The sequence below is a fragment of the Bacillus cereus group sp. BceL062 genome, assembly GCF_051780025.1.
GTDB lineage: Bacteria > Bacillota > Bacilli > Bacillales > Bacillaceae_G > Bacillus_A > Bacillus_A toyonensis.
Genome location: NZ_JBPWGY010000026.1, coordinates 1 through 13346 on the forward strand (window position 1 = coordinate 1; position 13346 = coordinate 13346).

Here is a 13346-nt window from a genome sequence, read left to right on the forward strand (position 1 = left end):
TTGTCCCAAATGATCCTTACTTTCATTATCTAGGAATATCCTCGGACGTCCAAGAAAATATAGATTAAATATGTCCGACAAAAAGTAATTAAACATAATATACGAGGTGGTGATATAGTGGCGATTACACAGAGGGAATTAAAAAAAGAAAAAGATATGGTAGCAAACCTATTAAGAGCCAATGGTCAGGATTATAACCATTGGCTTCATTTACATCATCAGAAATACATTGAAGAAAATCAAGATTTAGTAATGAAAGCTTTACAAGCTTATAAGGCAACATCAACAGAAGTAAAAGAAGTGAAAGAAGACAGCAAGGCGAATGAGTCAAGTCAGCTTAGTAACGTATAAGCATCTAAAAATGAAAAGGGAGTGAATGTATATGTTGGAAACAATAGCTCAAATGTTAGTGTTAGGTGATGCGATGGATGGTCTAATTAATACGGGGAATTCATTTATTACATGGATGCAAAGAGGGGCGATGGTTAGTACAGCGATTGTATTTTGCTGGGGCGCTTATCTATTAATTTGGGGCGGTGAACGAGGAAGACATAAATGTATTTGGTGGTTTCTTGGTGGGGCAGCCGGGCTCGTTATTGTAATGGGATGCCAATACTTAGCAGAGAGCGTAAATAGTAATGTAAAATTTGGTCAAATCTTATTCCCGTTTTTCTGGATGAAATAGTGAAAAATATAATTAAGGCAATGAGGAGGCTATGCAAAGGGTATGGCTTTTTTTGTTGCCTTTTTTTATTAGAATTTGAATTTTATAGAAAAAGAGAGGGGTTTTGATGTCTTTAATTATTAAATTTGATAAGGATCACTATTTTACATTTATCAAAAAAACATGTGAAGAGTTTGAAGTGCCTAAAGATTTATATTTGAATTGGATGGAGAAAATGAATGGCGATAAAATTGTAGTTAGCCCAACATTCGGTCAGAATGGATTCCCTTTTCGTCTCCAAAAATATGAAGAGGGGAGTTTAGAAACAAGCGTTATCGCAATTCAATTTAATACATTCAATTTTCATGATCTTACTATCTTATGGGAATATCGAAAATTTGGATATCCAGAAGGTAAACTTTATGCGATCGAAGGAAAACGAAAATATTTAAATAAAGATGAATTAGTGTTTTACATTAGTCAAGGATACAAATGGACTGAAAAACTCAATCCACCAATAGCTATAAACTTTTCGCTTGCGAAGAAAGGTATATTTTATTCATCATATAAAGATTTTAAATAAAGTTTGATTTGGAACGTTGTATATTTGAGTGAATTTAATACAATTCGAATTTGATACAAAAAGGAGGCTGGATTATGGGGTTTATCGTACAGTCCTTTAAAGAATTTTATAGTAATCCAGTAGGATTCTACTTGATCGTGGCACTGATAGCTATGTTAGTATTTACTGTTTGTTATTTTATTTTCATGTGTATGGTGTCAACTGAGCGAGCTTTTGATTTTTTAGGCAGGTTGTTAAGAGACCTTTTACCATTAGCGTTTTTATTTGCTGTCTTCCTTGTATTAGGTTCTTTTTTGTACTATGCATTTTGAGATCAATCGAAATAAAAGTAAATATAAATCAAATGGAAGAAAGGAGAAGCCATGTTTGTCATTTTTAAGAGTAGCAATGGAACAGAAATTGAGTCGGGTAAGCAATATTCGTTTCATGAAGCTTATATCTTAACGAAGCGATTAGAACGAGTTTATAGAGAGGCAGGGCGACAAGAACATATTGATTTCGATTTGTTAGATGATTATTCCAATGAAATTTATAACGGTACGTTATCACTTGGTTCGAGATATGCAGATCATATTTTTGATCACATTTCTAAAAAAATGAATGTGATGCAATTAGATCCAGAACAAGAGGAACAAAAAAAGGAGCTGTTAGAAACGCTAGAAAGGGAAATCAATGATTCTCCTTTTCATGAAGAATATGAATATCAAGAAGAATTACCAGTAAGGAAGGAAGAACCATCTTCTGGTCCATCGAATGAAATAGAGCCACAAGTAAAGCCTGGAAAGGAAAATAGAAAAGGATTTAAGATTATTGCGAGTGTTATAGGGAGCATGGTGTTAATTGGAGCGGGTGCCATATTTGCCTTTAAGCTATTCTCTTCCGATCCAGTTTCGAGTGCAAATGCTGGTTCTGAACAATATGTAGTAAAAGGATTACAACAGGCAGCCATTCAACAGTATGGAGAAGCCGTTAAATACTTCGATAAGGTCAATTACACAGAATTAGATAAAGATAGTCAGAAGGCAGTTTTATTTACTTATTTATTAAATGGAAAGGCAAATAAGGCATTACAATATGAGCCGAAATTTGCAGAAAGTGTGATTGCTTATTTTATTGGGATAGACAACATGAATAAAATCAATGAAATTGATGTCAAAAATGATGTAATCGACTTTGAAAAAGCAGCACTTAATAAGAAATATGAGAAGGTAATTAAGCTTAAAGGGAAAGTCAATATGGACGGTAGACGTGAAAAACTCATTGTTGAAGCTTTTGTAAATCTAAAAAAATATGAAGATTGTTATTCTTTTGCCAAAACGCAAGGAAATAAAAACGTAATGAAAGAGGTCAAAGAATTAGAGAAACGGAATATTCAACAATCTACGATAAGTGAAGAAGAAAAGAAAGCTAAGATTGAAAAAATTGATAAAGATATACAGAACATCTAAGGGAGAAAGAATAACATGCCTTTAAATTATGAGAATCTGTACAAAAAAATGGGAATTGTTTTTCTTGGTGGTTCATTGATATTAAGTACGACTGGTTGCAGTTGGTTTGGGAGTAAGGAATCATCAAAAAGTAAAACAGCTATTACAAAAAAGGTAGATAAGAATAAACCGGATGAAAAGAAAGGAGATCTGAACAAACATGATTTTGAAGCAATTACAGAGAATGCAATTCAAAGTAAAGATAATGAAGTTGCTTATGTACTAGAAGAGCTGGATAAATCAAAGATTAATTTTAAAGAAAAATCTATTGTAAGTAATCTTCAAAATGGGGATGAAACCACTTCTCGTGTTCTAGCACTCTTTGATAAGGAAACAACAGATAAAACACTTCAAGATACAACAAAAGATAATGTGATTGCAGCTATTACCGATAATAAGCCACAAGTCAGCGTGAATGGAGATCATTTTGCATTTGGCGATCAAAATATTGATTCTTCAGTAGCGAGTATAGGAGATATTCTTCCATCAGAGAAGAAACCAGATGCAATTGTGAACCCACCAATTATAACGGAGGGTGAGAATGGTAATACGGAAAATACAGGGCCAGAAAAACCAAAGCCACCGACAGATCCGGAAAAACCAACAGATCCAGAGAAACCGACAGAACCGGAAAAACCAACAGATCCAGGTAAACCAACAGAACCAGAGAAGCCAACAGAACCAGAAAAACCAACAGAACCAGAAAAACCAACAGAACCAGAGAAACCAACAGAACCAGAGAAGCCAACAGAACCAGAGAAACCAACAGAACCAGAGAAACCAACAGAACCAGAGAAACCAACAGATCCGGAGAAACCAACAGATCCAGAAAAACCAACAGAACCAGAAAAACCAACAGAACCAGAGAAACCAACAGATCCGGAGAAACCAACAGATCCGGAGAAACCAACAGATCCAGAAAAACCAACAGATCCAGGTAAACCAACAGAACCAGAGAAGCCAACAGAACCGGAAAAACCAACAGAACCAGAGAAACCAACAGAACCAGAGAAACCGACAGAACCGGAAAAACCAACAAATCCAGAGAAGCCAACAGAACCGGAAAAGCCAACAAATCCAGAGAAACCAACGAATCAAGAAAAGCCAGTTTTGAAACAAAATGAAAAGATGGTAGCGAGTAAATAAAGAAAAAAACAACTGATATTGCCAAAAAGGTACTCATAAAAAGAGTACCTTTTTAATTTGAAGCTAGATTGAACAGAGGTGATACTTTGATATGTATAGTGAAAAGATATCAATCAAATATAAATTAGCTGAAAAAGAAGTACTCATTCCATTGAGTGCTTTTTTGTTTGTTGGAATGTTTTTGATCGCTAATTTTTTACTCAACCTATCTTTAGAACTGATAGAAACAACATTTAGTGATTTATTACACCCAAAACCATTTCATATGGAGGTAGGATTTCTTTTTCAGATGCCAATTGCAGAGCATCCAATTTACTATTTGCTTGTTTTCCTTGTAGTGATTGGAACTATAGCGAGAACAGTGTACAAATTGAAATCTTCCTTTAAAAACTTAAATAATCATCAGAAAGGATCTAGTCGTTTTACAACAGTTGAAGAGCTGAAAAAGCAGTATCGAGCTGTACCGGATCGAGAGGAATCATTTAAAGGTGGCGGTGGTGTTGTTATTTCACGATTAGGTGAAAAGGTATTTATTGATGATAGTCCGGTAAACAATTTAATCATTGGTACAACACGCTCTGGTAAAGGGGAAACCTTTGTATTTCCTACAATTGATGTCTATTCTAGGGCGGAACATAAACCATCCCTAATTTTTAATGATCCAAAAGGTGAGATCTTCAGTGCATCGAAAGAAACGCTGGAAGAGCGAGGGTATCATATTGAAGTTTTGAACTTGTTAAAGCCACTGGATTCCATGAGTTATAACTTATTGCAGCTTGTCAAAGATGCTTATAAAGATGGGGATTATTCAACGGCACAGGCACTATGTAAGACACTCTCACACACTTTATATTACAACCCGAATGTTAAAGATCCTTTTTGGCAAGATTGTGCAATGAGCTTATGTAATGCCATGGTCTTAGCTATAACAGATAAATGTATTGCAGAAGGAACAGAAGAAAAAATAACGATGTATGCAGTAGCTAACATGTTATCAGAACTTGGCTCGAAAGAAATAATAATAGATCCAAATGAACCGCCTAAAAATGCTTTAGATTTATATTTTGAGAGTTTACCATCAGACAGTGTTGCGAAAATGCAATATGCAACTTCAAATTTCTCAAAAGGGCAAGCAAGAGGGGGCATTTTCACCCAAACAATGAATGGACTCTCTATTTTTACATTTGATGAAATCGCTAAAATGACGGCGAAAAATAGTGTGAATTTAAAACGTGTAGGGTTTGGAAAAACGATAAAAGGAAAAGTAACACCTCGAAAACGAGTAGAAATTATATTTCCGGATGGCTCAAAGGAGTCTATTAAGGCAGATATTACAGGACGTTTTACATTAGATTTCAAACAAGGAATACAAGTTGGAGATACCATTCAATGTAATGAAAAGGAAAATCCTCAAACGAAAACATCTATTTCCATTACAAAAATAGATGAAAAAACGGGCCATACAGAATTTAAAGTAATAGAAGACAATGAAGATATGAAAATAACAAAAGTGAATTATTTTAATAAACCAGTTGCTATTTTTATGATTACGCCAGACTTTGATTCTTCGAATCATGTGATTGCTTCTATTTTCGTAAGACAACTTTATTTCATATTGGCTAAGGGTGCATCCCTTGCCCGTGGTGGGAAATGTCACCGTGAGGTGGTTTTTATCTTAGATGAGTTTGGAAATATGCCGAGTATTGAAGGAATGGCAAATATTATTACGGTTTGTCTTGGTAGAAATGTTCGCTTTAACCTTATAATCCAGGCATATGCACAATTGAAAAATAAGTATGGTGAGGATGCAGATACGATTGATGGAAACTGTGGGAATACCATCTACATTCTAACGAACGATCAAGAAACCGCTGAAAAAGTGTCCAAAAAACTAGGGAATCAGACAATTAACCTACCTTCCCGAAGTGGAAAAGGTCTTTCTACTGATAAAAATAAAACGGAAGGTCTAGACCAACGACCATTGTTAACATCAAATGAACTTATGAATTTTAAAGAAGGAGAAAGTGCCGTTATTCGTGTCATAAAACGTCAGGATAATAACAGAAAACGGATCAGACCTCGTCCGATTTATAATACGGGGGAAACAGCCCTAAAATACAGATGGGAGTACTTAGGAGTAGAGTTCGATACAGATAAATCTATTTTAGATATAGACATTGATTCTCTACATGATGATGTAAATCCAAAATTACTTATTGTAGATTTTCTAGGACAGAGAAAAGCAGAACAAATTGAGAAAAAAACATCAGAACCAGAACAAGTACAAGAAGCTTCTTCTCAAATAGAGACACCGCATCCAGTAGAAGAACCAACAATGATGGGAATTGATGAAGAGATTCCGGAAGAGGCGTTTCAGCAGGAAGATAGCCCGTTTAATTCCCTCTCTATTGAAAATTGGAAAGAAAAAACGGTTAATGAATTTTTCGAATCTGATTTAGCGGTTTTGAAATTAGTTGATAAGTTCTTTTTAGCGCAATTAGGTAAATCAATAGATGAGGTTGAAAATCAAGAAATGGGCGAGTTTTACAGTGAATTTCAAATGTTAACTCACAATGACCACATCGACAAAAGTGTTTATCAAGCAGTCGAAAACAAGATTAATCGAATCTTGCGTGACTTAGAAGAAAAAGAACAAGTAACAAGTTAGAAAGCACTCAAATGATTGAGTGCTTTTTTGAATCCAAATATAAAGGAGGAAGAGGGAATGTGTGTACCGACAATCACGGATAAAATGCAATTGATTTTAGATAGTTACTTGCCATTGGTAACAGAAGAAAATGAGGTCATTCTTGGTCTAGAAGATGCGGTTCTTTTCCTTTCAGTAGATCAGGAACAAAAAGGGAAATTGATTATTCGTATCGACAGACTAAATGAGAGAGTGAATTGGACAGCAAAAGAAGTATTAGGGCAGTAATAAGCATGAGAGGAGGGTAAATGGTGAAAGATGAAGAGATTTTAAAAACTATAGAAGCATTCTCGGATTATCTTCAAGTAGGAGACATCGTGAATTATGTATTGCGTTGGTTAGGATGGTTCCTAATTGTAGGCTTATCTTTAGTTGTAGATGCTTTAGAGGGTGTGACAGATGCCATACTGAGGATTAAAGGATTCTTTAATTCACCAGAAATACAAAATTTTGTTGATATGTTATATCCATTGTTTGTCGTTCTTTTAGCCATATCGTTTTTATATATTGGCTACATGTTCATTATGAACAAACAAATGAACCGTTCTCAAATTATCATCAATATTTTTGTAACACTGAGTGTACTTTGTTTATTAAGTACTGGTATGACAAAGGTTGATAAGTTCACCGATGATGCCATAGCAGTTGTAAAATCAGAACAAAAAGGTTCCTTAAGTGATGAAATTATTAAGAAGAACATAACAGATATAGCAGTAATAGATGAGAATAAATGGAAAAAGAAAGAAGACATGAATCCGAAGAATCATATTCCAGAAAAAAACATCAGGCAGATAGATATTACTGAAAAAATAGATAAAGATTTTGAATTTGCAAAGGATAAAAAGTTATCAGATGATGGACAGGAAATTTTGAAAAATAAAAGAGTAATGGATGGGATGGGAGTTGCATCTTTAGCTGAATTAAAAGATGGATGGTTTGATTTCTTCCCAGAAAAGTATTATCGCTGGCATTGGAATTTCTGGAATATATTCTTTACTTTACTGATAACAGGATTAACGTTGTTATTGGTAAGTATTAAGTTAGCTAGATTATTTTATGAATTGGCATTTAACTACTTGTTAGCGAACATATTAGCACCAGCCGATGTTGCGAATGGTCAAAAGTTAAAGGCTGTATTATCTAATATCCTCAATATATTTATAGCAACGATTATGATATTCCTATCTTTGAAGCTATATATAATGGGAACAGCGTTTCTCCATGACAAATTAAATGGTGTGCCGTATCTGATTACATTAGCCGCATTTAGTATGGCAGTACTAGATGGTCCGGCAGTCGTAGAAAGGTTATTCGGTATAGATATTGGATTAAAGAGTAGTTGGGGCATGTTAGTAGGTGGTTACGCACTTGGTAAAGGAATCGCTGGTCTTGCAAGTTCAAAACCAATGAAGGGTCTAGGAAATATGATTGGAAAAGGAGCGAAAGGTGCAGCGCAAGGAACTGGTGTTGCAGCGGCTAAAACCGCAAGTGCGGCAGCGATGGCAACAGGTGGAATGGCTGGTATCATAAGTGGCTTGAAAAATGGAAATGAATCTGAAAATAAAGATTCATTGCAAGATCAAATGAAAAAAGCTGGTGAGAAGAAAGCAAATGGAAATGATGTAGCAAATAAGGAAAAAGATAAAAAGAATGGTGGTACGCCATCTATTCAAGAAGACATGAAAAAAGGGGGAAACGAAAACCCAGGGATAGCGAATGGGCAAGAATCGGGAACAACAAGTCTTCAAGATGAAATGAAAGAAGCTGGAAAATCAAATGGAGCAAGTGAAGGAAGTCAAACACCAGGAGGCGTAAGACAAGGAGCAAGTGAAGGAGGTCAAACATCAGGAGGCGTAAGACAAGGAGCAAGTGAAGGAAGTCAAACACCAGGAAGCGTAAGGCAAGGAGCAAGTGAAGGAAGTCAAACACCAGGAGGCGTAAGACAAGGAGCAAGTGAAGGAAGTCAAACACCAGGAAGCGTAAGACAAGGAGCAAGTGAAGGAAGTCAAACACCAGGAAGCGTAAGACAAGGAGCAAGTGAAGGAAGTCAAACACCAGGAGGCGTAAGACAAGGAGCAAGTGAAGGAAGTCAAACACCAGGAACAGTATCAAGCGGAAGTAGCCCGGCACCAATGGAAACATCAAGACCAGTACCAAGTGGAGGAAGCCCGGCACCAATGGAAACATCAAGACCAGTACCAAGTGGAGGAAGCCCGGCACCAATGGAAACATCAAGATCAGTACCAAGTGGAGGAAGCCCGGCACCAATGGAAACACCAAGATCAGTACCAAGTGGAGGAAGCCCGGCACCAGTAGAAACATCAAGACCAGTACCAAGTGGAGGAAGCCCGGCACCAATGGAAACACCAAGATCAGTACCAAGTGGAGGAAGCCCGGTACCAATGGAAACATCAAGACCAGCACCAAGCGGAAGTAGCCCGGCACCAATGGAAACACCAAGATCAGTACCAAGTGGAGGAAGCCCGGTATCAGCTGACAGCGTAACGGTGACACATAGTAGCCCAATTATTCCTTATGAAAGCGATAAAGAAGTGGCAGCAAGTAGAAGTCAGGAAACACGGACATTAGGACAATATACAACTGATAAAGTTAAAAATACAACATCATCCGTGAAACAAAAGGTAAGAGGAGTACAAGAACGCATTCATAATTCTGAAACGGTACAGAATACAAAGCGTTTTTATCAGATGGGGCAAAACACGGGTAAAAGTTGGAGAGATATTGTAAACAAAAATAAAAATAATACAGATAAAAAATAAGCGTACGATTACGCTTATTTTTTATTGTCGAAAAGGAGGGAATCCCGATGAGAAGCTATCGGATTCCGAAGGAAATCAGTACAGAATTACGGATTAATAAAGTGCTTTATTTAATAGATTTCTTTTTATTAATTGGCTTATTAGTTGTAACGATGATTCTTAGGAATTTTGTACATGATTCCTTTCAATTACCATTTGTTATTTTCATGGCAGTTATTGCAATTATCATGATTTGGAGACCAAGTACGAATCCTCAAAAACGAATGTATGAAGTATTGATTATTACATTGCTAAGAAGAAAAGGTGCATATTGCGCCATTGATAACGATCAATAAGGGAGGGATCAGATATGGCGTTATTCAGCGAAAAAGATGTAGAGAAAGAAGAGCCAAAACAACTAGAAAGACCGAAGAAAAATGCATTTCGATTTAACGAAAAAAATGTAAAAGAATCAATTTCTGAACCAAAAGAAATTGTGAAAGTGGTACCCAACAAAAAGAAAGAAGAAAAACCAAAGGTAGAACCAAAAGTAAAAAAACAGAAAAAAGAAAAGCCAAAGAAAGACGTTTCGAAAAAGAAAAATCCAAAACTTTTAGGTTTTTTATCTAGAAAAAAGAAAGAAGCACCACCAAAGGTAAAGAAAAGTATTGCAGAAATTATGCAAATTGTAGATATGACAGAGGATGGCATATTTGAACTGAAAAATGAGGAGTTTTTAGAAATTCTTCAAGTGGAAGGTGACGATATGTTCTCTAAAAATAGCGACGAGCAAGCATTTGTTATTTTCTCACATGCTTATTTTTATCAAGCCTACAAACAGTCCATTAAACTCGTTTTTTTAAACTTTCCATGTCAAACAACTGAACAACAACGTTATATAGAGAAGAAAATTAAAGAATGTACCAGCCCTTTGTATGAACGGATTTTAAATCAGAAGTTAAAAGAACTGCAGTTTTTAGAATGGGGCAGAACAAATCGGGAAGCCTTCTTATTTATTTACGGAGAAACGGAATTAATCGTAAAAGAACGTGTGGATGCAGCAAAGCGATATATCAAACGTTCTACTGAACTATTAGAGGTTGATGAAGAGAAAAAGTTAGAGCTTATGTTTAAATTGTTTAATCAAAATGCAAAATTAGGAACGAAAAATATATGGTAGTAAGGGGGAAATAATATGTTTGCGTTCAAAAGTAAAAAATCCAAAAAGGAAAAACAAGAGGAACTAAAAAAGAAGAAAGGTTATAACCCTTATTTAGTGACTAGAGTTCAGCCACAAGGGGGAATTAGTTTTAAAGAAAGTTATTTTCAAACAGGTGATGGATTAGGTACTTGTGTTCATGTTTTTGACTTTCCAACTGAGGTAAATGATTTTTGGTTAGAGCAAATTATGAATATGCCAAATGTGATCACAACATTAGATGTCATGAGTGATGACCGAAAAAAAGTTGTTGAATCAATTAATAAATCCATGAGTGAACAAAGTGTGCGACATGATACAGCAAAGGATAATATAGATCGAATTGATGCGAAAAATGAATTTTTAGAGCTGGAAGCTCTCTATACGGATTTGAAACAAGGTGAGGTCATGAAACGTATTCACATTCGTATTTATGTTTCCGCTAGAACAATAGATGAGCTAGAAAAACAAGTAAAAGAGATCCTGGAAACATTAGAATCTTATAACTTTCGAGGAGCTGTCTTTTTAAATGAACAAGAGTATGAATGGGATGCACTCGTAACGAGCTTTGATACACAAAAAAATTATGTGAACCGAAGAAAAGGGAAAGAAATTCCGGCAGTCAGTTTGGCTGGTGGGTGTCCGTTTCATTATTCTTATTTACACGATCCATACGGTACGTATTATGGAACAACGAAAACAAAAGGCAATGTTATTTTTGATATCTTCCATAAAGACAATCAAAGAAAGAGTTATAACGGTGTAATGATTGGAAAGTCTGGTGCGGGAAAATCAACATTGTTAAAAAAGAAAACGGTGGATTATGCAAGTAAGGGTCACTTTGTTCGGGTATTTGATGTTGTAGAAGAGTTTACAGATACGGTAGAAGAGCTAGGTGGAAAGACAATTGCGTTAGATGGATCACAAGGTCAGATTAACCCACTTCAAGTATATAAGACAGCAGAAAGTGAGGAAGTTAGTTTTACCCAGCATTTATCTAAACTGACAATTATTTATCGGTTCATTGCGCCGGAAGCAAAAGATGATGAAATTAAAGAATATGAAAATTTACTTCGTAAATTATATATTCGTATGGAGTTATGGAATGATGAAAAAGGAGCGAAAAATGAAATTACAACAAGAAAATCAAATGAATATCCGATTTTCTCTGACTTTTTAAGGTTTGTTCGCAAAGAATTATATCAAGATGTAAAAGCTAAAAAGCATCATGATAATTTAGGAGACAGTAGAATTCATCGTTTAGAATTAATTGAATTAAATCTTACGAATTTAGTAGAAGCATATGCAGAATTATTTGATGGGCCTACTACCATTGAAGATTTCAAGAAAGAACAGGTTGTATCTTTTTCTTTACGGAATATATCCAGTTTTAAACCAGAGGTATTCCAGGCACAGATCTTTAATGTGTTAAATCTCCTTTGGAATGAAATGATTTCAAATGGTGCGCCTCAATTAAAAGCCTTTAACAAAAAGCAACTTGCTTTTGAAGATGTAACTCGTTATTTCATTATTATTGACGAGGCGCATCATATCATAAACACGAAAAAAGAAAGCGCTCATGCGCTACAATTTTTAACGAAACTTAGCCGAGAAGATCGAAAATATTTTGCAGGTCTTTTATATGCAAGTCATACGATTCGAGATTTTGTACCAGAAGGATCTTCACAAGAAATGATTGATGAAATTAAAAAGCTTTTTGAACTTACACAGTACAAATTTATTATGCAGCAAGATAATAACAGTTTAGATATGTTACGAAAAGTATTTGCAGGACAGTTAAGTGAAAGTGAAATTGCAGCGATTCCACATTTACCAACAGGGGATGTCATTTTAAGTATTGGGGCTGTAAAAAACATTCACTTCCATGTAGAAGTAACAGATGAAGAATTGATGTTATTCGGGGGAGGTGCTTAATACTATGCATCTAGTTTTAAAGGTTATACCAAAGAAATGGCTCATCACTTTAGCACTACTTGTGATGGGTCTTTTTTCTTTTCTTTTACTTGGAATCTTAAGCATTTTTATTGCAGCGATGGGGAGCGATAGCGGAACAGACGCAGGTGATATTACGTATACAGGTGAAGGGCAAGTCATGAATGTTTCGCCTGAAGTTCTAAAATGGGAACCTACGATTCGGAAGCATGCGAAAGCCTTTGGGGTGGAACCGTTTGTCGCTTTAATGCTTGCTCAAATGATGCAAGAAAGCGGAGGGCGTGGCAGCGATCCAATGCAGAGTTCCGAAGGCGCATTTAATACGAAGTATTGTAAATCACCAAACTGTATTACAGATCCAGATTACAGTATTTGGGCAGGTGTACAGGAGTTTAAACATGCGATAGAAAGAGCTGGAGTAACGAGTCCAGGGGACATGGATCATATCAAAACAGCCCTTCAAGCCTACAATTTCGGGACAGGATTTTTTGATTTTGTTGGCGCAAATGGTGGCAAGTATACGAAAGAATTAGCAATTAAATTTTCACAACAACAGTATCAAAAAGTAAAACATACCGGAATGTATCATTGCCTTAGACCAGAAGCCGTACCATATCAAGCGTGCTATGGCGATATTGTGCGCCCGTAAAGGGAATAAGAGAACATGGTGATTGCAAATCATTAGGTCTTCCCTAAGTGACCTAGCATCACTTGACTAACCTTGGAGGGAAACTGAAGGGGGACAACAGCATGTCAAGAAAGCCGTAAGTTGATTAATCATCGAATCACGACTGAACGGCAAGATGTGAAGTATGGATAAGGATGAAAGCTATACTGCTTGAACGATAG

General features: G+C 35.9%; 12 protein-coding genes and 1 pseudogene. All 13 read left to right on the forward strand.

The annotated features are described in order from the left end of the window. Window positions 1–117: 117 nt before the first annotated feature. The gene (locus tag ACS2MN_RS30270; protein WP_346994963.1) at window positions 118–351 is read left to right on the forward strand and encodes a hypothetical protein; all 234 of its coding nucleotides are present in this window, start codon (window positions 118–120) and stop codon (window positions 349–351) included. A gap of 25 nt (window positions 352–376) precedes the next feature. Then, window positions 377–685, forward strand: coding sequence for a hypothetical protein (locus ACS2MN_RS30275; RefSeq protein ID WP_098684907.1), 309 nt, complete (start codon window positions 377–379; stop codon window positions 683–685). Window positions 686–791: 106 nt separating this feature from the next. Next, window positions 792–1247: a hypothetical protein gene (locus tag ACS2MN_RS30280; protein WP_346994964.1), complete on the forward strand. Its 456-nt coding sequence runs from the start codon at window positions 792–794 to the stop codon at window positions 1245–1247. A gap of 74 nt (window positions 1248–1321) precedes the next feature. Beyond that, the gene (locus ACS2MN_RS30285) at window positions 1322–1558 is read left to right on the forward strand and encodes a hypothetical protein (RefSeq protein WP_098147524.1); all 237 of its coding nucleotides are present in this window, start codon (window positions 1322–1324) and stop codon (window positions 1556–1558) included. Between the two features lie 51 nt (window positions 1559–1609). After that, on the forward strand, window positions 1610–2695 hold the full coding sequence (locus ACS2MN_RS30290) for a hypothetical protein (protein WP_346994965.1): 1086 nt from the start codon (window positions 1610–1612) through the stop codon (window positions 2693–2695). Window positions 2696–2710: 15 nt separating this feature from the next. Further along, the gene (locus ACS2MN_RS30295) at window positions 2711–3880 is read left to right on the forward strand and encodes a hypothetical protein (RefSeq protein ID WP_438894937.1); all 1170 of its coding nucleotides are present in this window, start codon (window positions 2711–2713) and stop codon (window positions 3878–3880) included. Window positions 3881–3971: 91 nt separating this feature from the next. Further along, a complete protein-coding gene (locus ACS2MN_RS30300; protein ID WP_438894938.1) occupies window positions 3972–6548 on the forward strand; it encodes a VirD4-like conjugal transfer protein, CD1115 family in 2577 nt (858 codons plus the stop codon). 57 nt (window positions 6549–6605) lie between these two features. Continuing rightward, window positions 6606–6815 carry a hypothetical protein gene (locus tag ACS2MN_RS30305; protein ID WP_346994968.1) on the forward strand — a complete coding sequence of 70 codons (210 nt, stop codon included), beginning with the start codon at window positions 6606–6608 and terminating at the stop codon, window positions 6813–6815. Between the two features lie 23 nt (window positions 6816–6838). After that, window positions 6839–9367 carry a pLS20_p028 family conjugation system transmembrane protein gene (locus ACS2MN_RS30310; RefSeq protein ID WP_438894943.1) on the forward strand — a complete coding sequence of 843 codons (2529 nt, stop codon included), beginning with the start codon at window positions 6839–6841 and terminating at the stop codon, window positions 9365–9367. 47 nt (window positions 9368–9414) lie between these two features. Then, the gene (locus ACS2MN_RS30315; protein WP_001258275.1) at window positions 9415–9702 is read left to right on the forward strand and encodes a DUF5592 family protein; all 288 of its coding nucleotides are present in this window, start codon (window positions 9415–9417) and stop codon (window positions 9700–9702) included. Between the two features lie 14 nt (window positions 9703–9716). Further along, complete coding sequence (locus tag ACS2MN_RS30320) at window positions 9717–10526, forward strand: hypothetical protein (protein WP_001173333.1); 810 nt, start codon at window positions 9717–9719, stop codon at window positions 10524–10526. Window positions 10527–10541: 15 nt separating this feature from the next. Then, window positions 10542–12479 (forward strand): VirB4 family type IV secretion system protein, encoded by a 1938-nt coding sequence (locus ACS2MN_RS30325; RefSeq protein ID WP_438894939.1) that lies wholly within the window; start codon window positions 10542–10544, stop codon window positions 12477–12479. Between the two features lie 4 nt (window positions 12480–12483). Further along, window positions 12484–13137, forward strand: a pseudogene (locus tag ACS2MN_RS30330) (lysozyme family protein); the annotation flags it as partial. Between the last annotated feature and the right edge of the window lie 209 nt (window positions 13138–13346).